Raw genomic sequence first — 24529 nt, 5'->3', positions numbered from 1 at the left:
TCAACCTGGGGATGTTCGCGCCGTACGTGGCCAAGGTTATCTCGCGCCATCGTGCGGAATTTCTCTACGGCATCGTTGCCGCCGACATCACCATGGGAAAGAACTTCGCGCGCTCGATCCATCATTGCCACGCCTGGTCCGTGGCCAAGGCAATGCACGCCGAAGCCCTCAGCGAGGCCTCGCACTCGTTCTGCTACGGCTACCAGGCGCATCTGGCATCGGACGCCATCGCGCACAGCTACTATATCCCGAACAAACTGATCATCAGCTATCGTCACCATGCGATGCGTCACACTTATTGGGAGACGCGCTTCGAGAGCTACCTGGGCCCTGAGGTCTGGAGCAAGGCGCGCGTTCTTGCGCGGCGCTCGTTTGCGGAGCAGGACGAGCTGATGCAGAAAGCACTGCGTCGCACGTTGTTTCCGTTCAAGGTCAATAAACAGATTTTCAACTCGATGATGCTTCTGGGTCGGCTCAAACGCTGGCAACAGCTCGTGGCGGCCCAATCGCGGCGTTCGCAGGTGCTGCTCAAGCCCGAGCGCGTGCAGCATTACATCGACCTCTCGATCGAGGCGTCGATGGACTTCCTCTCCAACCCCGACAGCGCCTCGATCATGGCGATGGACCCCACGGGCCGCGAGGCGATCCGCGCTGCGCGCTCGATACGCCGCAACCTGCGCTGGCTGGACCGGCGCGGTCTGCTCAAAGTACAGATCCTCGACGAGATCGCACTTGAGTTTACGCCGCCCAAGCTCGGGCCGCTGATCGAAAATATCGAACGTTTCCCGATGCTCGCCGTATAATCGGCTCTCCCGCCGTTGCGATCCATGCGTGTAATACGTCGTGGCTGCAACCAATATTCAAATACTTGCGGAAAATTCTGAACGCTCAGTCGCCGAGCAGTTCGGCAGCCTTGGAGAGCACCGCCCGGGCCACGCGTTCCTTGTCGGAGAGTTCGACGTGCAGTTCCTCGCCGTCGCGAATATAGATAGTGACCTCGTTGTTCTCCGAGTCGAACCCGATGTCGCTGCGCGAAACGTCGTTGGCCACGATCATGTCCAGGCCCTTGCGCTGAAGTTTGTCGCGGGCCTTTTGCGACATCGCATCGGTCTCCGCGGCAAACCCGACGATCAACTGCCCCGCCCTACGTCGGGCTGCGAGAAGCGACACGATGTCCGGCGTAGCCTCCAGCGGGATTGCTTGCGGCAGCTCGGATTTGGGAAGCTTGGTATCGGCCACCTGCGTGGGCCGCACGTCGGCCACGGCCGCGGACATTATCAGTATGTCGGATTCGGAAAAGCGCTGCTCAAGCTGTTCGAGCATTTGCGCGGCGGAAGCAACGCGCACGGTGTTAACCCCCACCGGATCATCGAGGCAGACCGGACCGCTGATCAACTCGACCTGGGCCCCCATGCGCCAAGCCACGCGAGCCAGCGCAAAGCCCATCTTGCCCGACGAGCGGTTGGTCAGATGCCGTACCGGATCCAGGGCCTCGCAGGTCGGGCCGGCGCTGATCAGCAGCCGTTTGCCCGCCAGCGGTTTGTCGCAAAGCGTCGATCGGATGTGTTCGAGAATCTGCGCAGGCTCGGCCATCTTACCTTCGCCAACATCCTTGCAGGCCAGTTCGCCGTAGCCCGGCGGTACGAACAGGTAGCCCAATTCGGTCAGCGTGCGTACGTTGCGTTGGACGATCGGGTTTAGCCACATCTTGGTGTTCATCGCCGGAGCAAAGATCACCGGACAGTCCGCGGCGCAGATCGTGGTTGTCAGTAGATCGTCGCACACGCCGGCGCAGACCTTGGCCAGCACGTTGGCCGTAGCCGGCGCGACAACGATCGCGTCGGCGGATTGCGCCAGGCTGATGTGTCCGATCTCCCAAGCGTCTCCCTGCTCGAAAGTATCGCTATAGGCGCGGTTGCCGCTGAGGGTCTGAACGCTGAGCTTGGTGATGAACTTGGCGCCGTTCTGGGTGAGAATCGGCCTGACTGTGGCCCCACTACGCGTGATCAGCCGGATCAGCTCGCAGGCCTTGTAGGCCGCGATGCCTCCGGTTATTCCTAAAACAATACTCTTGTTCATCAGCATGATGCGGACTTTACCACCAGTGCGAACGACCTTCAATCCAATCCGAACGTCGATAGTGTAATTGACAGCGATATCGGGAGTCTGCTAGATGTGCTGAGACACACTTGGGAGTGAGGCAATGGCTCAGTGCATCAAGTGCAGTAAAAAAGCCACGGTCGCGGTAACTCGCGCCATGTCGATATTCCCAACTTCCAAAAGATTCTATTGCGACGAATGCAAGGCCAAACTCGACCGCAAGGAAGACGTAGTGCTGGTGCTGACCTTGACGGTCACCTTCCTCGTGGTAGTCGGTGTGATCGTTTTCCACCACCTGACAAACGTTCTCCAGATCGACAACCAGGAGGCGATCCTGACTGCCCAGCCGGTAAACATGCATTCGCCGGAGAGCCTGCAGAACGTGCTGACCCCCGCTGCCTGGGCCACCTACCAGCGTTACGGTTACCCCTTTGATCGCGTGAGCACCGAAAACACCTTGGGTTCGACCATCGTCTACAAGATGACGCCCGAGAGTTTTCAAACTCTGTTCGATCGCGAGTCGATCCGCGCTGCGATCAATTTTCCCGATTTAATGCCCACGTTCATCCAACACCTACAGGATCCGGCCAGCGGCGCACTGCTGCGGTTGATCTTTTTTACCGAGGATCGCGAAATCGGATTTACAGTGCAGTCCGGCACTGAGGACAATCCGACCTACATCGCGCTGCTCGAGCTGTTGTCGCCCGAGGAGTTCGAGCTGCTGACCAACTCCGACCAGGTAACAGTCGATAAGGACCGCACCTTGGTGCCCGCAGAACTGCCCGAGCCCGAGCCTGTCGATCCTGCCGCGGACGCGCAAACGCCCGAGCCTGTAGAGCAGCAGCCCGAGTCCCAGTAAAGCCATCTATCCATCAGGCATGGAACTCAGCGTTGCGCTTTGCATCGCAATAGAAGTTTCACGAATGATTCGGGCTAGAGCTGTCTAAAATGAAAAAGACGGCGCAAAGATCAGCGGGTACTTGACCGTAACCTCGCCGCCTACCGGCGGGGGGAATTTCAGTCGTTTGAAGCGCTCGAGGATGCAATTCTGCACAGCGCTGTCCTTGAGGTCGCTCTCATCGTCGAGCACAACGGCGCGGTCCACGCGACCGTCAAGGCCGATGGTGAATTCCACTGCTATTTTCCCCGATAGATTGGGAGAGTGCTTGAGCTGCGTCTCGTAGCAATAGCTGAATCCGCGGTGATTATCGGCCAAGATCTGTGAAACGGCCTGGGCGTCGAACGTGCCCTGCTGCGCCCCGCGATCGACGCTGAGCGAGCCGCTGGACACGGTGAGCATCGATTTCTCTTCGCCGATGTTCGGCGCATCGGCGTCCAATCGCAGTCCTGGGTCGATATCTGATTGCTCGGCTTCGGCGTCGCCGTTTTCACCCTGCTTAAGCTGGCGCTGATTGTCTGCGTTGACCAAGGTGCCGATGTCCATTGACTCGAGCACGCTGAACAGATCGTTGTTCCCGGCGTCAACGTCGGGTTGCACGCCGCGCACGTGGGCCAGCTTGGATTCATCGATCTGTACCGACTGCACCTCGCTGCCGCTGATCCTGACCTCCAAGGTCATGCTGTTGGAGATGCCCTCGATCGTCGAGCTTACGCCGCTGATCTCGCCCTTGTGCAAGGCGATGCTTTGCAGCCTCAGCTCGCGCCCGGCTTCGATCTGCGTATTGCGGCGAACCAGGACAGCGGCGGCCAGCGCTTGAACAGCGCTGCCCTTGCCGCGGTCAAGCGCCAAGGCGGCCGCGGTTCTGATCCGCTGGGCTCGCATTAACGCGCTTCGGTTTTCTAGCTCGCGGGAGATCCGAGTGCCGATCAGCCCCGCTGTGGGAGCGGGGCTTTTTCCAACACTGATCGCAGCCTCGCGGCGTGCCTGTGCCGCCTGATCCAGGGCGCGTTGCTGCTCAATGCGCTGTTCGACCTGCACGCCAGTGGCATTGGCCGCTGACGTCGATTGCCCCAGACCCAGGGCGGCCTCGCGGCGTGCCTGTGCCGCCTGCTGTAGAGCCTGTTCAGGGGCTAAGCGCTCGACCGTGATCACCAGCCCCTCTTCGTCAATGGTAATTGTGGGACCGCTGTAATCGGCTGCCACGGACGTGCCGTAGTTCGTGACTTCGAGGTAGATCGGCAGGTCGCGGTTAGGGGCGGTCGCGACGGACGGATCAATACCCTTGGGCAGGTAAAGTTCCACGTCGGGTATTTGCACGGGCGGCCGCCTGCCCTTGACGATCGTTCCGGTCTGAAGCGGCGCGTCAAGCTGGTCGATCAGCGGCAGCAGCACGGTGACCCACAGATCGGCGGTGATGTTGGCAAGGGCGTTTTGGATCACGCACGCCGATTGCGCGGCCTGCTCGCCGCCGCCGCGCTCGGGCGACTCCAGGTAGGCCTGAACCGCGCTGTCGTGCACGCGCAGAAAGGACTCGGTCTTTTCGATAATCAGCGTGTAGTCGTTGAAAGTATGGTAGCCGTCGAAACGGATCGGATATGTCGGGGCCGCCTGAGCGAACAGGCTGTCGTAGCGCTCGTTGTGCTGATGATTCACCGTTGCGTACAACATGCCGGTGAGTTCGATCAGCTCGCGCAGGGTGGCCTCGATGCTCGCATCGTCGGACAGGTCGGCGTGGATCGTCGCCATGTCGAACAGGTCGTTGGGATCGAATTGCGCATCAACGGCAATCGCAGTCGACTGTTGTATCGCCTGGGGGATCAGCTGCTCGCGTCCCTGGAACAGCCGTTGGATTTGGACCGGGGAGAGCTCGATGGCGCGCACGATAATCCGCCGGCTCGCCTGTTCGTCCATGGCCATTGCCGGTGAGGCGGCGCACAGCAGCGCCAGCAGTGCGATAAAAATTGCAACGCGCTTCATCAGCGCCGGATTACCTCCGCAGTGGCGTGTCCGATAGCAGAGGGGTCACGCACTACCGTGACGCCCGCTGCTGCCAGCGCCCCAAGCTTTTCTTCGGCCGTGCCCTTGCCGCCGGAGATGATCGCACCGGCGTGTCCCATGCGCTTGCCTTCGGGTGCGGTCAACCCAGCTATAAAAGACACCACCGGACGATCAAAGTTCTGTGAGATGTAGGCGGCGGCCTCTTCCTCGGCGCTTCCGCCGATCTCGCCGATCAATACCACGGCTTGGGTATTGGGGTCTGCGTTGAACAGCTCAAGACAGTCGACGAAGTTCATTCCGACCACCGGATCGCCGCCAATGCCGATGCAGGTGCTCTGGCCGATCTGCAATGCGCTGAGTTGCGCCACGGCCTCGTAGGTCAGGGTCCCGGAGCGCGAGATCACGCCGACGTTGCCCGGCCGATGAATCTGTCCGGGCATGATCCCGATTTTACATTCGCCGGGGGTGATGATCCCCGGACAATTGGGTCCAATTAGGCTGCATCCCTTGAGCCTGGCGTAACGCACCAGTTTGAGCATGTCCAATGTCGGAATGCCCTCGGTGATCAGCACCAGGACTTTAATTCCGGCCTCAACGGCCTCCATGCATGCGTCGGCCGCCAGTGCCGGAGGCACGAACACCAGCGAGGCGTCGGCGCCCTGCTCTCTCACCGCCTGCGCAACGCCGTTGTAAATCGGCACGCCTTCGAAATCCATCCCGCCCTTGCCCGGAGTCACTCCGGCGACGATCTTGGTGCCGTATTCCAGGCACTGCCTGGTGTGGAACTGTCCGGTCTTGCCGGTGATCCCTTGGACCACCACCCGCGTTTTGTCGTTGACTAAAATGCTCATCAGGCGTCTCCCCGGGCGGCCACGACCTTGCGTGCTGCGTCGGACAGGCCCTTCGCGGAAATGAAACCGTAGGGCGAATCCGCGAGCATCTTGGCTCCGAGGTCGGCGTTGGTCCCCTCGATCCGCACCACGATCGGCACCTCGACCTTGACGCTTTGCATTGCCTTGAGGATCCCTTCGGCGACCATGTCGCAACGTACTATTCCGCCGAAGATATTGATCAACACCGCCCTGACGTTGGGATCGGAGTTCAGCAGCTCAAAAGCGTTGACAACGTTGGCAACGTCGGCCCCGCCCTTGATGTCAAGGAAGTTCGCGGGCATCGCGCCCGAGGCCATGATCAGATCCATTGTGGCCATTGCTAGGCCCGCGCCGTTGACCATGCAGCCGATGTCGCCGTCGAGCTTAACGTAGTCCACGCCGTAGCGCGACGAGAGGATCTCGAGGGGCTGCTCCTCGTTGAAGTCGCGTAGCTCTGCCAGTTCGGGGTGGCGAAACATCGCATTGTCGTCGATCGTCATTTTGGCGTCCACGGCGAGCAGCTCGTCGGATTGCGTGATCGCCAGCGGGTTGATCTCGAGTAACGATAGGTCGTTGTTGATAAAGCAGTTGCAGCAATCGATCGCCAGTTTTGTGAACTGTCGAATTAATCCTTTGTGCTCGATCCCCAGTCCCTGGGCCAACGCCCTGCCGTGCCGCGCGGACACGCCGACCAGCGGATCGATCGCGATTTTAACAATTGCCTCGGGGCGCTGCTCCGCTACCTGTTCGATCTCCATTCCGCCGGCCTCGCTGGCCATCAAGGTCAGGCAGCGCGACGAGCGGTCGATCAACACGGCAAAGTACAGTTCCCTGGCGATTTGCGCCGCGGGCTCGATCAACACCGTGCGCACCAGTCGTCCCTCGGGTCCGGTCTGCTTGGTCACCAAGGTCATTCCCAGAATCCGTTCGGACGCTTGATAGACCTCGTCCAAACTTTGGACCACCGCGACGCCACCGCCTTTGCCGCGGCCTCCGGCATGGATCTGCGCCTTGACTACAAAGGCCGAAGCGTGGAGAAGTTCGGCCACATACCGCGCCTGCCAGGGATTGGTTGCAGTATACGAGACCGGAACCGGTACTCCGGCCGAGTTCAGCAACTGCTTGGCCTGGAACTCGTGTATCTTCACCTACACTTCTCCTGATGTGGTTAGCATTGGTGGATTATAGACGAAATACTGCGCCCAAACGAATAGCCCTGCAGGACGAAATCGATTCAGCTGTTCGGGCGACCGCCTCAGCCGTGGAGGTCGACCCTCTTTTTCAGCTCTTTGCCTACTTTGAAGTAAGGCAGGCGCTTGGGCGGTACGTGGATCGATTCTTTGGTCTTGGGATTGCGTCCGGTATACGGCTTGTACTCTTTGACCGAGAACGAACCGAAACCACGGATTTCGATCCTTTCTCCCTGTTCGAGTGTGTCGGTCATCGCCTCGAAGACCTTATCCACGACCTCTTGGGCCTTTTTCAAAGTAATTCCCGTTCGTTTGGCAAGTACCTCTACCAAGTCCGATTTATTCATACCGCATCCCCATCAACAATGGCGGTTAGTGGTCTGTAGTACGTAACTATTTATTCTTAGAGTTATTTTCTCTTAATGTCAAGGAAAATAATAAATTACTTATCTTCAAGGGGCAATTCGTACACATCGATCGGCTCGCTGCCCTCGATCAGTTGGTGCGCGCCCAGCGATTCGATGTTCCACTGGGGTCCGGCTTTTTGCGATGAGGCCTTGCTCAGCAACACCCTGCTGCCAAGCTTTTTATTGAGTTTCTCCAGACGTTGCGCCAAGTTGACCACCTCGCCCACCGCCGTGTAATCCAACCTGCGCATTGAACCCAAAGCGCCGACAACCGCCTCGCCTGTGGCGATTCCCACGCCGACCGTGGTGCGGCCGAACTCGTCCTGCGCGTGCCGCTTTGCCAGCTGCGTGATGCGCTGCTGGATGTCTTTGGCGCAGTTGATCGCGCAGTCCACATGGTCATCACTGATCAGCGGCGCGCCCCAGAAAGCCATTGCGCCGTCGCCGATGAATTTGTCGAGCAATCCCTGATTGTCGAAAACCGCTTCGGAGACCTCGTGGGCGAACTCGCTTAGGAACTCGACCATTTTCTCCGGACTCACCTGGGCCGAGAGCTTGCTGAACGAGCGGATGTCCACAAACAGCACGGTTATCTCGCGCCGAGCGCCTTGCAGCCGGGCGCGGTCGGGGTCCGCTGCAATGCGTTGGGCCACGGGCAACGGCACGTAAGGCGCCAGGGCGCGTTTCATCTTGGTCTGCAACCGGACCTCGAACAGCAGCCTGTAGAGCGCGACCAGGATCAGCGTAGTGACCAGCGAGATCAGCGGCACTGTCAGCGACAGCACGTAGTTACGGGTATTAAACAGCCAGCCGACCAACTGCCACAGCACTACCAGCAGCGTCACGGCCGTGGCGCCGGCCAACCAGGGGCGCAGACTGGCGAAGGCCATGGCGACGATGATCGCCAACGACCAGATCAGGCACAGGTCAAATAAGACGTACCATGCCGGACGCACCAGCGCCCGCTGATTTTTAATGTTGTCCAGGGCCGTGGCGTGGACCTCGACGCCGGGGAAGCCTTGTGGTGCGAATGGCGTGATCGCCACGTCGAAATTGCCCAGTGCGGTAACGCCGACGAACACTATCCGATTGGCGAACTCCACCGAGTCGATTTTGCCGCTGATTACGTCGACCGCCGAGTAGGTCTGGAACGTCCCGGCCGGGCCGCGGTAGTTGAGCATGATCCGGCCCTGTTCGTCGGTATGGATTCGTTGTTCGCCCACTGCAACGTAGTCAATTCCGTAGCTCGCCAGACGGCAGGCCAGGTCGTCGCGCGTCAGGCCCATGGCCACGCGCAGGGCGCTGATCTCAAGGCTGGGGTAGAGGTCGTCGCCGTAGAGCAGGATCATGTCCTTGTGGCGCATGATCCCGTCTGGATCGGGAAAGATGTTGAAGAAGCCGGTCGCAGCGGCGACGCTCTGGAGCTGCTCGATGTTCGGCTCGGCTCCCTTGGCGCTGCGCACGAACGAGTGGATGTTGTCGCCCAGCTCGCCGATCAGAATCGGAATCGAGAAGCTCGATGCCAGACGACCGGGATCGAGCCGCTGGCCTCCGGGCGTGGAAGTCAGAAAGAACGAGGAAAGCACGACCCTACCCGAGCGCTGGATAGCCTGCGCCAGATCGAGGTCGGGATCGCGCAGCTGGCCGGCGTCGATCAACATGAACGGCAGATGCTGGCTCAGGGTCTTCTGCTCGACCAGTTGGTAATGAGCTTGCTCCACCTGGGGAAAGGCAATGTCGAGCACGATCGCCTTGGGCTTGGCCGAGTTGCCCTGCCCGATGGCGTCAACCAGCCGGGCCAGGTCGCTGCGGCTCCACGGCCAGCGTCCCACCGTGTCCAGGCTGCGCTGGTCGATGGCGATGATTGCGATCTCCGGATCGGGCACCACCGGACCGCGCATGCGGAATCGAATGTCGAGAGTCGCGCCCTCGACCCGCGAGAGCAGCCCCGCGTCCGCGCGTATCGCATAGCCGGCCAGCACCGAACAACCCATAGCTACGAGGAATGCAATCCCCAACGCAGCTAGAATTTTGCGACGTCGGGCAATCGAACTCATATCATTAGAGCCGTATGATGTCTCCGGATTCGGAGATGTGTACGGGAAGCTTGAGGCGTCGCAGCTCCCGCTCGATGGCGGTCACTTTCTCGGGCCGGAGGTGGACCGCGATCAGCGGCACATCCAGGTCGACCCGCTCCACCTCGGATTTGAGCAGCGAGGGCGTCATGTGCCCCGTGGCCTTGGCATGGTCCGCCTGCTTATCGCAGAACGTCACCTCGACGATCACCGCTGCCAGACGATCGCCGTATTGCAGCGCTGCATCCCAGAATTGCGGGCAGCGTCCGGTATCCGCGGTGTATCCCAGAACCTGCTTGCCGTTGTCAAAGAACATCCCATAGGTCGGCACGGTATGGTTGACCGGCAATGCGCGCAGTAAGTATTCGCCGACTCGAGTGGCGCGCTTGGTGCTGAGCTTTCTCATCTTCATCGCGGGGTTCGAGACCGTGGGCAGCCTGGTGAAGTCGGGCCAGAGGCTGGAGTTGAACAGATGGCGTCTGAGCAGTTCCAGGTTGTCCGGCGTGGACCAGACCTCGATCGGCGACTGGGCGGAATTGACGGCCGCGCCGATCAGGAACGGCAGTTCTTTGATGTGATCCACGTGCATGTGAGAGAGTACGACCCGGTCGATTCGCCTCAGTCGTTGCGGCGAGAGAACCGAAGTTACGGTTCCAGCCTCAAGCAATGTTGTATCGTCCAATAGATAGCCGGGGCAAGCAGCTCCCGGCACCAGGTCGCCGCGGCATCCGAGGATCTCGATTTTCATGCTGATCCCATCGTGCACGACCCGCGGTTGAAAGTACATACTGGTGCCCCTGGCAGGAATTGAACCTGCGGCCCACTGCTTAGGAGGCAGTTGCTCTATCCACTGAGCTACAGAGGCAAAGGCTGTTTACATCAAGCAAACGGCGAGTGTCAAATGAAAACGCCCGCCTGCGCGTGGTGGAATCTGATCTTGGTCATGTAAGGAAAGACCAATGCAATATACAATCCGCTCAAAAGATTTGGGAGGAACCTCAATGGAACTGAACATCACATTTCCCGGCGGCAGCAAGGTTACCGCTGAGTACGGTTCGGACAGCATCACAACCGACCAGTCGATAATCGAGGGCGGAGAGGGCGCGGGGCCCTCGCCCTATTTGTGCTTCCTGGCCTCGATCGGCACCTGTGCGGGTTACTACGTGTTGCGGTTTTGCCAGATGCGCGGACTCGACACCGAGAACGTGAGGATCAAGCAAACCAATACTTTTAACGAGGAAACCCACAGCCTGAGCAACGTCAAGATCGAGATCCAAGTGCCGGCGGAGTTTCCGCAGAAATACCATAAAGCCCTGGTACGCGCGGCCGAACAGTGCGCGGTCAAGCGCACACTGGAGTCGCCGCCGTCCGTGGAGTTGCAGACCAAGGTAGTCTGAGAACCGCTCAGCGTTTTGACTTTTTCCTGGGTCGTGAAGTTCTGCTGGGCTCGTTCCGATTTGTAACCATGTGGCGCAGACGGTTGAACAATTTGATCAGCCCCAGAACTAATGCACCGACTCCGAAGAACGCGGCAACCGAGAAAAACGCGATCAGGAATTGCAGGACATCGATCAGCGTGTTGTCCGGTCCATAGTGCTGGTTGATCACCGGCGTGCCCAGGAAGTAGACCAATAACGTCGCCACCAGCACGGCTGATCCGCTGGCCAACAGCACGATGATCGTCTTGAAGTCGGCAGGAGGCCGGACGCTTTTAAGCTTGATCTTTTTCTTGCTGTACTTTGCCATAATGTTTATGGAAGGTAGCCGCTGCCGCTTGCAGTTGTCAACACACTTTGGGCGGCATAAAAGTCCCGAGTTCCGTGATTCGGCCCAATTTTAAAGGTAGTTGTGTATAACTCGTCCTTGTATAAGTTTAGTATTCGGCTTTCCCGCGACCCGTGTCCGGATTGAATTAACCCTAAGCAATGCTTCCAAGACCCATATTCCATACTATTTCATGTTGATAACCCAATTTACGATGGTCTTTGCAATATCTGCGAGCAATCACGGGTTATTCACATTAGATGGGGAAAAACCTGTGGACAAGGTTGTGTACACAACATAAAATCCCTCAAAAATAGCCCCCTCCGATTGAATTGCACAACGTTGGGGCAGGATCACCTTGGGGAGTGTTCAGATGTCAGATCTGGCAATGGTTAACGGTGTTGTCTCGTCGCTTGATAGTGCGACGATTTCAGTCAACGATCGCGGTCTGCTGTTCGGCGACGCGGTGTACGAGGTCGTGGCCGTCTACCATGGCAAGCTGTTCCTGTTCGACGCTCACATGCGCCGACTCAAGCGCTCCCTGGGCGAGATGCAGATGCTCGAAGCGGTCGATATCCGTCTGATAAGAGCTCAGATCAGGAAGCTGCTCAAGCTCTCAAAGATCGACCAGGCCAAGATCTACCTGCAGATCAGCCGCGGCACTGCGCCGCGCGCACATCCCTACCCCAAGCATCCGCAACCCAATCTGCTGATTACGGTCAGTCCGCTTAAGCGCTACAGTGCGGCGCTGTTTCGCAAGGGAGTGTCGGTAATCAGCGTAGCGGACGAGCGCTGGTCCCGTTGCGACATTAAGACCGTCAACCTGCTGGGCAACGTTCGCGCCAAACAGGCGGCCCTCGACGCCGGGGCGTTCGATGCGTTGATGATCGGACACGACGGAATCCTACACGAGGCCACCGCGGCCAACGCGTTCATGGTCAAGGACGATACGGCCTTCACCCATCCTTCCAGCCACTGTATACTCGGTGGAGTAACCTGCGACCATCTGATCAAACTCGGACGCAAATCCGGAATCAAGGTCGTGGAACGGGCAACGAGCCTCGATCAGTTCTACGCGGCCGACGAGGTGTTCCTCAGCGGCACCACAACCGAGGTAATGCCGGTGGTGGGCATCGACGATCGAAAGATCGGCAAGGGAAGGCCCGGAGCGCTGACCAAGAAATTCTACAGCCTGTTGATGGAAAGCATGGCCAACAATCGATAACCACAGGAGCACGGAATGCATAAAAGAACCCTGAGTGCCGTAATAACGATATCGGCGTTGCTGCTGATCGCCTCAATGGCCTTGGCAGCAGAGGAGAACAAATTGGAACCAGGACTGTATGCGATTATGCAAACGAGCATGGGCGAGATTACGATTAAGTTGTTCGACGACAAGGCGCCGATGACCGTCGCCAACTTCGTCGAGCTGGCCACGGCAAAAAAGGAGTGGACCGACCGCGGCGGCCAGAAGATAAAGAGCCGTTTCTACGACGGGTTGATCTTCCATCGCGTGATCCCGGACTTCATGATCCAGGCCGGATGCCCGCAGGGCACGGGCGCGGGCGGACCGGGCTATACCTTCCAGGACGAGTTCGATCCGAGCCTGAAGTTCAGCCATCCGGGTATGCTGGCAATGGCCAACCGCGGACCGGGAACCAACGGCAGCCAGTTCTTCATTACCGAGGCCGCCACGCCGTGGTTGAACAACAAGCACACGATTTTCGGCGAAGTAGTTGAGGGTATGGACGTGGTGAAGAAAATCTCCCGCGCGAACACTGCGGCCATGGACAAGCCGATCAAGGACGTTGTGATCGAGCACGTCGAGATCAAGCAGGTCACGGCCGAATAGTCAATTACCGACGCCCTCTGCGCACGGCAGGCACGCCGGGCGTGGAGGGCTAGTTGATCTCGCTCGAAAGCAGCTCGATCAGCGGATCGAGTACGTCCAGCGACCCCGCCTTTGAGCCCTTGATCGCGATTCCGCTTGGTCCGTAGGGCCTGACCACGTGCTCGGGGAACCGCGAGCCGATCATCTCCATGCGCAGCTTAAAATCGCTGGGCCGCTGTTCGTACTCGACGATCAGCGGCTCGCCCGTATCGAACGCCAGCACGCTCAGCACGCACGACCTACGCCGTCTCACCTCATGCGCCAGGCCGTAGTAGAAGCCCAGCGCCCTACGCGGCGCCAACACCAATACCGCACGGCCGTTGGGCGTGTCGAAGGTGTGAAAGCTGCTGTCGGCAGCGAGTTGGGAACGCTGCACGATCAGCTGGTGACCGGCCAGCACCAGGATCGGATCGGGTTGGAGGCCGCTGATCAGACCTGCCGAGCTCGGTCCGAGGTATTGCGGCTCCTGGCAGGCTGCTTCCAGGCAATAGCGCCAGGCCGTGTCGTGGTCCGCTACCTGGGGATCGACCAGCGGCTCGCCAAGCTCGGCTGCGATTCCGGCAAATGGCTCGATGGCCGAACGCGGGCATCCCAGTACGCGGCAAACGGTTTGCCATAATCCTTGGTCAACCGGCTCCAACCGGAGTCGCGGTGCAGCGGCGATCTCATCGGCATCCAGCGGATGCTCGCTGATCCAGGTCAGGTCCAAGCCCAGCTTCAGCACCTTGCGCGCCGCCTCCTCGTCCTGCGCCAGTCGCGGTGTGGGAAAGCCGATCAGCACGGTCGGTGTCTTCCCTTGACGGAATACCGGAACATTGCTTAGCCGGCCCAGGCCCAAGTGCGACATGAACAGCCGAACCAGCGGCGTCTCAAGGCATTGACTCAGCGCAACGCTGATCAGGATCGTCTCGATTTCGTTGGTGCACGCCAGCAGCAACTTACTTTCCGGCTTGATGGCCATCGGCAGATTGTCGACGCTCATTTGCGCTCCAATGCCTGCGCCAGTTTACGCGGCAGCCCGCCGAATCCGCCGTTGCTCATCAGCACGACCACGTCGCCGGGTTCAATGCACTCGAGCATTGCCACGGACAGCTCCTCGTGGCTGCGGCCTACGCTGCAGTTACGTCCGGCAAGCCGTAACTGTTCGGCGATTTGCTCCAAATCGAGACGTTGTTCCGGCAGCAGTCGTTCGGGCTGGTGCAGCGGAGCGAGGAACACGATGTCGGCGCGGTTCAGCGCTACGGTATACTGCTCCTGAAAGCGGTTGCTACGGCTGGTTGCCGACCGCGGCTCGAACGCCGCGACAAGTCGGCGTCCAGGGTGGGCTGCACGCAGTCCATCGAGGGTTGTGGCCACTGCCGTGGGGTGATGGGCGAAGTCGTCGATCAGTTTGACCGCTCCGTCGAGCAGCACCTGCGAGCGCCGCGCCATGCCCTGGAACGTGAGCATCGCCTTCCTGAATACGGACTCGTCAACTCCCAGCCGGCGACAGGCGCCGTAGCAGGCAAGCACGTTGCGCACGTTGTGCTCGCCGATCAACGGTGTCGCAATCGGCTCCACGGATTGTCCCTCGATCGCTGTCTCGATGGTGGTCAAGCCGGCGTCGAATTTCCAACTGCACGCCCTGATCTGGGCGTCGCAAGCCGTGGCATAGCTGATCACGCGCTGTTTGCGGTCTTGCACAAGTCTTCGCACGTTCGGGCAATCGATTCCGGCGACTACCGTGCCTGCGGGGTCCATGCGATCAAGCAGCGTGTTAAAGGCCCACAACACGTGATCCAAGTTTTGATAGATGTCCGCGTGATCGAACTCGACATTGTTCAGCAGCAGCACTTCGGGCCGGTAGTGCAGGAACTTGGGGCCCTTATCAAAGTAGGCGGTATCGTACTCGTCCCCCTCGCAGACAAAGGGCGATTCCGGGCCGCCGGGCAGCGCATGGCTGGAGCCGAAGTTGCGCAGGATACCGCCGACCATGAATCCGGGGCTCATCCGGGCCTGCTGCAGGGCCCAGGCCGTCAACCCGGAGGTAGTGGTCTTGCCGTGGGTGCCGGATATCACAACCGAGGTGCGGCCGCTGATGAACTCGCGCTCGAGCATTTCGGCCATTGAAACGTAGGGCAGTCCACGCTGGACAGTCGACGCTGCCTCGGGGTTGTCCTTGCGCACAACGTTGCCCACGACCACCAGGTCGATGGGCCGTTCGAGGTTGGCCGGATCGTACCCGGGCAGCACCGTGATTCCCTGGGATGCCAAGTGCTCGCTCATCGGCGGGTAGATCGCCGAGTCCGAACCGATCACCTCGCGCCCGGACTGCTTGAGCATTGAGGCCAAGGTGCCCATGCCCATTCCACAGATGCCGATCATGTAAATCCGCTGCGAATGCTGCGGCGGCAAGGGCCTCAGGTCGGGCGGAATGTAGTAATAATCGTTGTAATTAGTGCTATTGTTACTCATTACTTAATATTCTACATTAATCAATGTCGATATCAACTTGATATCTTATGTAAATTATGTATCAAGACCAGGGTCAAGTGCCTCCCAGACAACATCGTGCAGTCCGGGACGGAACGCGCGCATCGCGCGCCTGCCCGCTGCGGTGTCCTCCGGGTGAACCCGATTTGTCAGCAGCACGATCAGCGTACCGCTCTGCAGGTCGACCCAGAGGCTGGTGCCCACGTAACCCAGATGCCCGATAGCCTGGCTGCCGAACATCGTACCTGATGAGGATCGGCCGCTGCTTGGCGTGTCCCAACCCAGTGCACGGTCCGAGCCCTGCACGATCTGCGCGCGATTGGCGAAAAGCCTGACCTGTTCCGTGGGCAGCGGCCCGCGGCCTTGCCAGGAATCGAGTGTCATCCGGCCGAAGCGAAAGACATCTGATGCAGTCCCGAACAGTCCGGCGTGGCCGACAACGCCGCCCATGGCCCAGGCATTGTGATCGTGCACCTCGGCCACCAACACCCTGCCCCGATTGCGGCAACGCTCGGTTGCTACGAAGCGTTCGGTGGGGTATTGCGGCGAGCTCTTACCGCGCTCAATGGGCAGAAAGAACGTCTGCTCCAGTCCCAGCGGCTGGGCTACGCGCGTATAAAATAGTTGGTCGAGCCTCGCTCCGAGGTGGATCTCGAGAATCCGGCCCAACACCATGAAACCCAGATCCGAATAGATGCTAACCCTGCCCGGCGTGGCGTCCAGCGGGTCGATGGCCACCCGCGAGAGGATGTCGCCAACTCCTTGCATCTTCTCAAAATATGGACGGGTGGCGGCCAGGCCCGAGCTGTGGCTCAGTAGGTGGGTCAGCGTGACCTTGGAGGCCCAAGGCGCCGGGAACTCGGGCCAGAGCTCGGCCACGGTCTGATCCAGGCGCATCAGCCCCTGGTCCACGGCCTGCATCACCAGAGTTGTGGTGCAGATCACCTTGGTCAGCGATCCGAGATCGAAGATCGGATTGTCGTCGAGCTTTCGCGCCTCGGGCTCGCGTTGGGCCCAACCGCCGCGGATTGATCGTGTTTGGTCGCCGCGGCCGGCTACCAGATCGTAGCACGAGAACAGATTATCGCGCCGTCCTGTTTCGAGCAGGTCGACGACCGACTGCCATGCGGCAGGGGTGGTTCCGTTATCATCCAAAGCTCAGCTCCACGCCTTGCAGCCGCGCCTGAACGCCCAGGGGCAACGCCAGGTTCAGGTCGCCGTGGCCGACGGGGAAACCGGCCGCTATCGGAATTTTGCGTGAACCGACGCTTTGAAGCGCCAGCCGGTCCAGGGTCGTGTCGTCGATATCGCCAAGAAAACTTCCGAGGATCAGGCCGTTGATTCGTTCCAATATTGATGAGAGCCGTAGCGTAGTCAGCATCCGATCGATGCGATACTGCCGTTCGTTGGTTTCCTCGAGAAACAGCAGCGCGCCGTCGAACAGCTCCGGCCCGATCACTCCCGCGGCCAGGGCATTGACGATCATCGTCAGATTGCCGCCGATCAACTTCCCGTCAGCGTTACCCGGACGCAGCACCCTGCCCTGTTCCGGTCTGATCGGCTGCGGCTGGTCGGTTCTCAGCAGCAGCGAACGCAGCCGGTTGCCACCCGTATCCGACTGGATCATCTGTTGCGAGGCGACCATCGGGCCGTGGATGCACGGCAGTCCGCGTGCGAGCAGCAGCATCTGCAGCATCGTCAAGTCCGAGCAGCCGATTATCGGTCGCGGGTCAGCCTCGAGCGCTTCGAACTCGATCAGCGGTAAAACGCGCGAACAGCCGTAGCCGCCGCGCGCCGCGATCAAGGCCCGCACCGAGCTGTCGTGCAGCAACTCGTTGAATCCCGCTGCCCGCTGCTCGTCCTCGCCCGCGAGGTAGCCTTCCGCAAGCCCGAGGTTGGACGCCCGCTTAACCGCAAACCCCATCTCCTTGATTCGCGCTACTCCCTTATCGAGCAGCTGCGGATCAAAGGGGCTGGAGAGCGCGAACACGCCCAGCGTGTCCCCCGGTTTGAGCGCAACAAACCTCATCCGATAGATTATCCCTCTTTATTAGAGCACGTAGAATTAGCCCCAAAACGCCCCTGATGCAAACTCAATCAACAGCCAGCACCCGCTTGCAGGCGGCAAAGACCGTTGCGGGGGTAATCCCCTCCATGCAGCGCATGTCCTCGCAGCTGGATCGGTAGCACGGCGCGCAGTCAGCGTCCGACACGAGCTTTTCGCAGAGGCCGTAGCACTCGACCTCGTGCGGCGTGGTCGAGCCGAACAGCGCCACGCACGGCACGCCCTGCGCCAGCCCCAGGTGCATCGCCAAGGTGTCGGCGCTGACCAGCAGTCCCAGGCGCGATACAATGGCGGCGAACACGCGCAGCGGATTATCCGTGCCCGTATCGACGACCGCATCGCCCAGAGCCTCGCCAATAGCCGCGTTGCGCTGGACCTCCTCGGGGCCGCCGAGCAGCAGCAACCGCCCGTGTCCGGCGCGGCTCAGCATTTGGCCCAGCTCGATCCAATGTTCAACCGGCCAGCGCTTGGTGGCAAAGACTGCGCCCGCTCCGGTGTTCAGCCCGATCAGCCGCTCATTGGAAGCGATTCCAAGCTTCGCCAACTTTTGCTCGGCCAGGCTGTGCTCTGCATCCGTCAGCTCGAGCAAGTATGGTTCTGCGTTGAACTCCATGTCGGCCATCTCGAAGGTTATCTGCTGATAGGTTTTGCGGTTGTGCTCAAACTTCAGCGGATCGTCCAGACCCAGGCGCAGGGCGTACTCGGACTCCGGGTTCAACGCGCACAGCGAGCCGTGCTCGGTCATGCCAAAGCCGAACTTGCGCTGGGCCCGGCAACGCATCATCGCGGCGATTGCCCGCGGGTCCTTGTCAAAGCAGTACGCAAGGTCAAAGCGCTCCACGTCCAGCCGCAGCACGGCCTCCAGATCGAGGGTCAGCAGCCGGTCGATCAGCGGGTTGTGAAGCAGCAGCGGATACGATGCCGGATCGGTGATCCAGCTGACGTGCAGCGGCTGATGGAGTTTATCCAATGCACGCAGCAGCGGCGTGGTGCGTAGGCAATCGCCCATCGCCCCGAGCTTGATGATCAGCACGCGGGTCCCCTGGGGCTTGTAATGATCGCAACCCTCGCAGGTCCGCTTGAAACGGCAGGGCTTCTCACCCAGATAAAAGCAACAGTCGTAGCGAACGATCATCTGTCCTTCGCGAACAGGTCTTGGCCGTCAAGCGGCTCGTCGGGTTCGACATTGAAAAACGCCGCCATTGTGGCCCCCACGTCGGCCAACCATGGATCGCTTTTGCTGATCGGTCGGTTGGCCGCCAGAATTCCGGGCACGTCCAGCGGATCGGACGAGCAGTGATCCGAGGCCCACGGACCCATGTTGTCAAATATCACGTCAGGCGACAGTGCGCCCAGCGAGCTTTGCCATGCGGTACGAAAACCCGGCGCAAAACAGACCGTCAGGTCCGGAGCGTCGGCCATTGCCGTGCCCCAAAGCTCGCGATCCGTGCGCAGCACGCGCCGCACCACCGGCCGACCCTGGTGCCGTAGCTCCAGCAGCCCGCGCGAGATCCGATCGAGCAGCTCCGCGGACGAGCGGCCGCGAGGCACGATCCCGCCCCCCTCGCGCCCCTCGAGGTTGAGGTAGATCGAACTCAGGCCGACGTTGTAAGCGCTGGTCCCCTGCCAGGCGACGTTTGATAAAAAACAGGTGTGCTCGAACAGCTCGTCAAGGGTCCGCTCGTGCGGCAGCTCATCGCGCACCGTCAGGTAGCCCTCGGCCGCGAGCCAGGAGTTGAGGTTGACCTGCCAGGCGAAGGGGGAGAAACCGTGGTCGCTGATTACCAGCAGCGTGTCTTGCGGTCCCATGCTGTCCAGCAGCTTGCCGCAGAACGCGTCAATGCGGCGATAGGCCTTGAACAGCTCGGCTCCGTAACGCTTGGCCAACGCCGGGTCGTGGCGTGGATGGTCGGGATCGGCAAGGTGGCCCAGCAGGTGCGCCACGCGGTCGGTATGTTCAAAACAGGTGAACACCATCCGGTAGTCGGACTCGTGCACCGCCCACCAGGTCATGCGTTCGATCAGCTCTAGGTTGCGTTCGACCTCGTTGAGAAAATCGTCGAAACCGGTCAGCCCTTCGATCAGAGCCCAGGTGTCCTCGGCCCAGCCCAGCGTGGCAAAGCGGCCGAACGATTGGGCCAGCGACCGACTCAGTCCCGCGGGCTCGCTCACGGCGAACGCGGGTTCGAGGGGATCGACCATCACCGCCGAGCAGTAGAGACGCGGCGCCGGACCACCCAGTAGCAGCAGGCAGCGGATCTGGCCGTGAACAGCATCGTCGCCTGAGCCGAATTGCAGCGAGAGCCAGTCGCTGAGTTCACCGCGCGCCAGAACGATCTCACTGCCGCCCAAGCGCAGCAGCGCGCCATCAGACGACACACGGTCCAACCGCAGCTCCAGCGTGTGGCCTTCGGGGCCAAAGATATTTGCGCAAAATCCGCCATCGATCGGCTTGAGCGGCAGCAGGCGCACACCCATTACGCTACCGGCCTCGCGTTCGCGGCCCGTTTCATAGACTGCCGAGCGCCCCCAGGCGCCGACCAGGTCGGGCGTGCCCTGGCCGCACAACACGTCGCCCGCGCCCTGGGGCGGCGGGAACGTGCCCGGAATGCGCAACAGCAGGCTGCGAATCCCCTGCCTGGCCAGCAGTTCGCTGACCAGCGGCGCACGGCGGCGGGTGACGAATCCATTGGGACCGTAATCGTAGAGCCCGATGGACGGCAGGTAGTTCTGTGGATCGCGTCGTAGAAAATCGAAGATCCCATGACGCCCAGGATTGACACCGGTCAACGCCGTGGTCCAGGCCACTGGCGACTGCGAGGGAAGCGTGGTGCCCAGACGCGCGATCGTCTTTCCGTGGCACAGCCGCGCCAACGTCGGAAGCTCTCCCGCGGCGATCATTCGGTCGCAAATCCGCGGATCCATTCCGTCTCCGGCGATGATGATAAGTCGCGAGCTGTTGTGCTTTGTCATTTATAAATCATCCATTAACTTGAAATCGAAGTTAGCAGACGCCCCCTGTGCGGGCAATGGCGCAGCGGACTTTCGGTATGTCGCCTTGACATGCGGCAAGCCGCTTTCCTAGGCTGGACACCAATCTGGGAGGAATTGATGACGGCCCTTGTCGGCGCGGCGCGTTGCCAGCAGTACGATCGCGATCTGATTTCGCAGGCCTTTGCCCTGGCCCTGGAACGCGCCGGAGGGTGGCCCGCTGCTATCGGCCCTGGGCGCAAGGTGCTGGTAAAGCCCAACCTGCTGCTGCCTGTGGCACCGGAAAAGGCGGTCACGACCCACCCTGAGGTATTACGGGCCGTGCTTAAAAACCTGCTGGAGTTGGGCGCCGATGTTTGCGTGGGCGAGGAGCCGGGCATGCTGCCCATTGATCAAGTGCGCCGCGCTTTTACGGCGACGGGCACGGCCGCGGTCTGCGACGAGCTGGGAGTCGAGTACTTCACCTTTCAAGACCACGGATATTGCGAGCTGACGGTTCCTGAGGGACAGCAAACGCAAACGTTGTTCGTGGCCCAGGACATTGTCGACGCGGACGCGGTGATCAGCCTGGCCAAGGCCAAGACCCACATGCAGGCGATGTTCACCGGAGCGGTAAAAAACATGTTCGGTACGATCCCCGCCCGCGAGCGCAAACGGCTGCACACCCTGGCGCAATATGAGGCGTTCAACGAATCGCTGGTCGATATTCTGGCCGTTGCCCGTCCGACCTTTTCAGTGATGGACGCGGTGGTCGGCATGTCCGGACGCGGACCCAGCGAGGGAACGATCGAACAGATCGGCTGGCTGCTTTGCGGATCCGACCCCGTGGCCGTGGACCGGGCGACCGCCGAGCTGATGGGTTTTAGCAAAGTGCGCATCCATTACCTGGATCATGCTACGGCTCGCGGATTGGGGGAATCGCGCATCGAACACATCGAGCTGCGCGGTATGAATTTGGCGTCCGACGCCCTGAAGCTTGCTCCGCCCCCGACCTGGTTTCGCAATATGCCGCGTCTGTTCTACCGCATGTTCTACGGCATGTTGTGGATCAGGCCGGTGATCAACGTTGATCGCTGCCAGCGTTGCGAGACCTGCGCCAATGCCTGCCCGGCGGAGTGCATCACCTTTGATCCGCTGCCGCGCATCGACCCCGAACGCTGTATCGAGTGCTTCTGTTGCCATGAGCTGTGCCCCCACGGCGCGGTGGACGAGCGCATGGGTCTGGCGCGTAGGTTGGCAATGAAGTTCGGGTTGGGTTAGGCGATCAGCTCCACCCGGATCTGATCAGGCTCTTGCGGATCGAACTCACGATCGGTCAGACAGATCAGCTCGATCGGCGAATCCGAAAAATTGCGAAAGGCGTGGGCCGTGCCAGCGGGAATCGCGATCAACACCGGACCATGTTGCGCGCAGACCACCTTCGCCACATCGCCGTCTTTGCAAAATACGGCCTCGCACGGACCGCCGATCACCAGGATCGCCTCGTTGGTCGATTGGTGCAGGTGGTTGCCGCGCACAGCCGCGGGCAGCAGCTCCACAGCGTGCACGTTGCGCATCTCGCGTAGCGGCCAGGGCATGATCTGGGCCAGATGGCTCGACCAGCCGCGCTGATCTGATCCGGTGGTCGCCTTGATTATCAGCACGCCGCCCACCAGGTGTTGATCCGCCCACCAAGCGGCAAAATTATCGAGACACGGTCGCATCAGCGAGAAGACGTGCCGATATTGTTCGACCGGCGCACCGTAGGGATCGGGTATATCAACCGGCCCGTCATGCGGTCCGAACTCGCTGAGCAGTCGAAGTTTGTTTGACCATTCAGGGTAGAGCTGCGCCAAATGCTCGCGCTGGCTGCGTTCCATCAGCAGCACCAATGCGTATTGTTCGAGCATCGCGATCGTGATTTCGCAACCGCGATGGCCGCTGATGTCGAATCCGTTCTCTAAAGCCACCTCGCAGGCTTGGGGAGTTGCAGGCGACCCCTCGACCCCGTGGGTGCCTGCCGAGGCCACGATACGCCCTGAACCTGAATCAGCAAGACGCATCGATAAATAGCCTGCGGCCAGCGGGCTGCGGCACAGGTTGCCGGTGCAGACCACCAGCACTCCGCCCATCAATCCTTGTCCTTGTTGCGCGAGCGTTCGCGCTCGGAGAGCCCCTCTTCGATCCGGCGGCGTTTATCGAGCTGTTGCTGCTTGCGCTTGCGCCCCTTGACCTCGTGCGGTCCGCCGGGCTTGGGCGGCAACGGAATGCGGAGTTTGGTTTTATTGGCGCTCATCTATTCGGCCAGGTGGATTAGAAAAGTTTTTTCTGGGGCGCGATCGTCGGGCCCTTGATTCCCAGGTGGCGGTAGGCGTGCTCCGTGGCCACCCGGCCGCGCGGGGTGCGCGCGATGAATCCCTTTTGCAGCAGGTAGGGCTCGATCACCTCTTCGAGCGTGTCGCGTTCCTCGGAGAGTCCGGCGGCCAGGGTCTCGACGCCCACCGGACCTCCGCCGTGCTTGTCGATCATCAGTCGCAGAAACTTGGTGTCCATCATGTCCAGGCCCTCGGAATCGACCTCGAGCCTTCCCAGGGCGTGTTCGGCTATTGCGTGGTCCACAACCCCCTCGCCCTCGACCTGGGCAAAATCGCGCACGCGGCGCAGCAGGCGGTTGGCAACGCGCGGGGTCCCGCGCGAGCGTCGCGCGATCTCTTCCGCGCCGTCATCGACGATCGGTACCCCGAGAATGCGCGCGCTACGCAGCAGGATCTGGGTCAACTCCTGGTCGCTGTAATAGTCCAGGCGCGCGACCCAACCAAAGCGGTCGCGCAGCGGTCCGGTAAGTAAGCCCACGCGGGTCGTGGCGCCGATCAAGGTAAAGCGCGGGATGTCCATTCTGATCGAGCGCGCCGAGGGTCCCTGCCCGACGATCAGGTCGAGCTCAAAGTCTTCCATCGCCGGGTACAGTACCTCCTCGACCACATGGCTCAGGCGGTGGACCTCGTCGATAAACAGCACGTCGTTGGGCTCGAGGTTGGTCAGGATCGCTGCCAGATCGCCCGGACGCTCGAGTACCGGGCCGCTGGTGATGCGCAGTTGAACCTCGAGCTGTGCGGCCACGATGTGGGCCAAGGTGGTCTTACCCAGCCCCGGCGGGCCGTAGAACATCATGTGATCCAACGCTTCCCCGCGCTCGCGGGCCGCTGCCACGAAAACCTTGAGGTTGTCTTTTACCCGGCCCTGGCCGATGTACTCCTCAAAGCGCTGCGGACGTAGCGTCGCCTCCAGCGAAATGTCGTCCGGCGTGCGATCGGGATCGATTACGTTGCGGCATTCGTCCATCGGCTATGCCTTGGAAAGCAGCTTCAATGCGCTGCGCAGCAGCTGCTCAATTCCGTCGTCGGGATCGAGATTTTCACTGACCCGCGCGGCGGCAGCCTCGGCTTCCTTACGCCGGTACCCGAGGTTGAGCAAAGCTGAGATCACGTCCTGGTTCAGGTCCGAGGAATCCAACTCCTCGCTTTGAACCTTGGGCAGCTTGCCGCGCAGCTCGACGATCATCCGTTCGGCGGTCTTGGTCCCGACTCCCGGCGCGCTGCTGATCATTGCCGCGTTCTCTTGCTGCAAAAGCTGGTTCAGACGCTCGGCCTCGATTCCGGAGAGGATGTTGCGCGCCAGACGCGGTCCGATGCGCGAGACCGAGATCAGCAGCTCGAACATTCGCCGTTCGATCTCGCTGACGAACCCATAGAGATCAAAAGCGTCCTCGCGCACAACAGTGTGCACCAACAATCCGACTTGTTCGCCGACCTCACCCAGGGCGC

At 60.7% G+C, this 24529-nt stretch carries 24 protein-coding genes and 1 tRNA gene; 6 read left to right on the top strand and 19 right to left on the bottom strand.

Going from position 1 to position 24529, the window contains the following annotated elements:
• The coding region (locus P9M14_03545) for a zinc dependent phospholipase C family protein (protein MDP8254800.1) at window positions 1-803 on the top strand (803 nt) is incomplete at its 5' end.
• A gap of 85 nt (window positions 804-888) precedes the next feature.
• Here the strand turns inward: P9M14_03545 and coaBC are convergent.
• A complete protein-coding gene (gene coaBC / locus P9M14_03540) occupies window positions 889-2079 on the bottom strand; it encodes a bifunctional phosphopantothenoylcysteine decarboxylase/phosphopantothenate--cysteine ligase CoaBC (protein MDP8254799.1) in 1191 nt (396 codons plus the stop codon).
• A 124-nt stretch (window positions 2080-2203) separates the two neighbouring features.
• Here coaBC and P9M14_03535 point away from each other — a divergent pair, with 124 nt between their 5' ends.
• Window positions 2204-2959: a hypothetical protein gene (locus P9M14_03535; protein ID MDP8254798.1), complete on the top strand. Its 756-nt coding sequence runs from the start codon at window positions 2204-2206 to the stop codon at window positions 2957-2959.
• Between the two features lie 84 nt (window positions 2960-3043).
• Here the strand turns inward: P9M14_03535 and P9M14_03530 are convergent, their stop codons facing one another.
• From P9M14_03530 to P9M14_03500, 7 genes are all read right to left on the bottom strand, one after another.
• Window positions 3044-4978, bottom strand: a complete 1935-nt coding sequence (locus tag P9M14_03530) for an AgmX/PglI C-terminal domain-containing protein (GenBank protein MDP8254797.1) — start codon at window positions 4976-4978, stop codon at window positions 3044-3046.
• Window positions 4978-5850: a succinate--CoA ligase subunit alpha gene (gene sucD / locus P9M14_03525; protein MDP8254796.1), complete on the bottom strand. Its 873-nt coding sequence runs from the start codon at window positions 5848-5850 to the stop codon at window positions 4978-4980. The genes P9M14_03530 and sucD overlap by 1 nt, the downstream gene beginning before the upstream one ends.
• Window positions 5850-7019, bottom strand: coding sequence for an ADP-forming succinate--CoA ligase subunit beta (gene sucC / locus P9M14_03520; GenBank protein ID MDP8254795.1), 1170 nt, complete (start codon window positions 7017-7019; stop codon window positions 5850-5852). Before sucC ends, sucD begins: the two co-directional genes overlap by 1 nt.
• 107 nt (window positions 7020-7126) lie before the next feature.
• Window positions 7127-7408, bottom strand: coding sequence for an HU family DNA-binding protein (locus tag P9M14_03515; protein MDP8254794.1), 282 nt, complete (start codon window positions 7406-7408; stop codon window positions 7127-7129).
• 95 nt (window positions 7409-7503) lie between these two features.
• A complete protein-coding gene (locus P9M14_03510) occupies window positions 7504-9462 on the bottom strand; it encodes an adenylate/guanylate cyclase domain-containing protein (GenBank protein MDP8254793.1) in 1959 nt (652 codons plus the stop codon).
• Between the two features lie 67 nt (window positions 9463-9529).
• Entirely contained in the window at window positions 9530-10330 is an 801-nt protein-coding gene (locus P9M14_03505) for a 3',5'-cyclic-nucleotide phosphodiesterase (protein MDP8254792.1), read from the bottom strand.
• A 2-nt stretch (window positions 10331-10332) separates the two neighbouring features.
• Window positions 10333-10408: transfer RNA gene (locus tag P9M14_03500), tRNA-Arg, on the bottom strand.
• Window positions 10409-10544: 136 nt separating this feature from the next.
• Between P9M14_03500 and P9M14_03495 the strand changes: the two genes are divergently transcribed.
• Window positions 10545-10940, top strand: a complete 396-nt coding sequence (locus P9M14_03495) for an OsmC family protein (protein MDP8254791.1) — start codon at window positions 10545-10547, stop codon at window positions 10938-10940.
• Window positions 10941-10947: 7 nt separating this feature from the next.
• Here P9M14_03495 and P9M14_03490 read toward each other — a convergent pair whose 3' ends face one another.
• The gene (locus P9M14_03490; GenBank protein ID MDP8254790.1) at window positions 10948-11289 is read right to left on the bottom strand and encodes a hypothetical protein; all 342 of its coding nucleotides are present in this window, start codon (window positions 11287-11289) and stop codon (window positions 10948-10950) included.
• Window positions 11290-11680: 391 nt separating this feature from the next.
• Between P9M14_03490 and P9M14_03485 the strand changes: the two genes are divergently transcribed.
• Entirely contained in the window at window positions 11681-12532 is an 852-nt protein-coding gene (locus P9M14_03485) for an aminotransferase class IV (protein ID MDP8254789.1), read from the top strand.
• 15 nt (window positions 12533-12547) lie between these two features.
• A complete protein-coding gene (locus tag P9M14_03480) occupies window positions 12548-13159 on the top strand; it encodes a peptidylprolyl isomerase (GenBank protein ID MDP8254788.1) in 612 nt (203 codons plus the stop codon).
• A 49-nt stretch (window positions 13160-13208) separates the two neighbouring features.
• Here the strand turns inward: P9M14_03480 and P9M14_03475 are convergent, their stop codons facing one another.
• The 6 genes from P9M14_03475 to P9M14_03450 all read right to left on the bottom strand — a co-directional run bounded on the left by P9M14_03475 (window position 13209) and on the right by P9M14_03450 (window position 20708).
• Window positions 13209-14180: a hypothetical protein gene (locus tag P9M14_03475; GenBank protein MDP8254787.1), complete on the bottom strand. Its 972-nt coding sequence runs from the start codon at window positions 14178-14180 to the stop codon at window positions 13209-13211.
• Complete coding sequence (locus tag P9M14_03470; protein ID MDP8254786.1) at window positions 14177-15652, bottom strand: Mur ligase family protein; 1476 nt, start codon at window positions 15650-15652, stop codon at window positions 14177-14179. Before P9M14_03470 ends, P9M14_03475 begins: the two co-directional genes overlap by 4 nt.
• 54 nt (window positions 15653-15706) lie before the next feature.
• Entirely contained in the window at window positions 15707-16825 is a 1119-nt protein-coding gene (locus P9M14_03465; GenBank protein MDP8254785.1) for a serine hydrolase domain-containing protein, read from the bottom strand.
• Window positions 16818-17699, bottom strand: coding sequence for an LD-carboxypeptidase (locus P9M14_03460; GenBank protein MDP8254784.1), 882 nt, complete (start codon window positions 17697-17699; stop codon window positions 16818-16820). Before P9M14_03460 ends, P9M14_03465 begins: the two co-directional genes overlap by 8 nt.
• A 64-nt stretch (window positions 17700-17763) precedes the next feature.
• Window positions 17764-18870 carry a glycosyltransferase family 9 protein gene (locus tag P9M14_03455; GenBank protein ID MDP8254783.1) on the bottom strand — a complete coding sequence of 369 codons (1107 nt, stop codon included), beginning with the start codon at window positions 18868-18870 and terminating at the stop codon, window positions 17764-17766.
• Window positions 18867-20708: an alkaline phosphatase family protein gene (locus P9M14_03450; GenBank protein ID MDP8254782.1), complete on the bottom strand. Its 1842-nt coding sequence runs from the start codon at window positions 20706-20708 to the stop codon at window positions 18867-18869. The genes P9M14_03455 and P9M14_03450 overlap by 4 nt, the downstream gene beginning before the upstream one ends.
• 138 nt (window positions 20709-20846) lie before the next feature.
• Here P9M14_03450 and P9M14_03445 point away from each other — a divergent pair, with 138 nt between their 5' ends.
• Window positions 20847-21986, top strand: coding sequence for a DUF362 domain-containing protein (locus P9M14_03445; protein ID MDP8254781.1), 1140 nt, complete (start codon window positions 20847-20849; stop codon window positions 21984-21986).
• Here the strand turns inward: P9M14_03445 and P9M14_03440 are convergent.
• The 4 genes from P9M14_03440 to ruvA all read right to left on the bottom strand — a co-directional run.
• Entirely contained in the window at window positions 21983-22837 is an 855-nt protein-coding gene (locus P9M14_03440) for a WxcM-like domain-containing protein (GenBank protein MDP8254780.1), read from the bottom strand. The two genes, P9M14_03445 and P9M14_03440, sit on opposite strands and share 4 nt — an antisense overlap.
• Window positions 22837-23001 (bottom strand): hypothetical protein, encoded by a 165-nt coding sequence (locus P9M14_03435; GenBank protein MDP8254779.1) that lies wholly within the window; start codon window positions 22999-23001, stop codon window positions 22837-22839. Before P9M14_03435 ends, P9M14_03440 begins: the two co-directional genes overlap by 1 nt.
• A gap of 17 nt (window positions 23002-23018) precedes the next feature.
• Window positions 23019-24047: a Holliday junction branch migration DNA helicase RuvB gene (ruvB, locus tag P9M14_03430; protein ID MDP8254778.1), complete on the bottom strand. Its 1029-nt coding sequence runs from the start codon at window positions 24045-24047 to the stop codon at window positions 23019-23021.
• A 3-nt stretch (window positions 24048-24050) separates the two neighbouring features.
• A partial coding sequence (gene ruvA, locus P9M14_03425) for a Holliday junction branch migration protein RuvA (GenBank protein ID MDP8254777.1) occupies window positions 24051-24529 on the bottom strand: 479 nt, incomplete at its 5' end.

Source organism: Candidatus Alcyoniella australis (assembly GCA_030765605.1).
GTDB classification, from domain to species: Bacteria; Lernaellota; Lernaellaia; order JAVCCG01; family Alcyoniellaceae; genus Alcyoniella; species Alcyoniella australis.
This window is presented reverse-complemented; position numbering and strand designations above follow the sequence as displayed.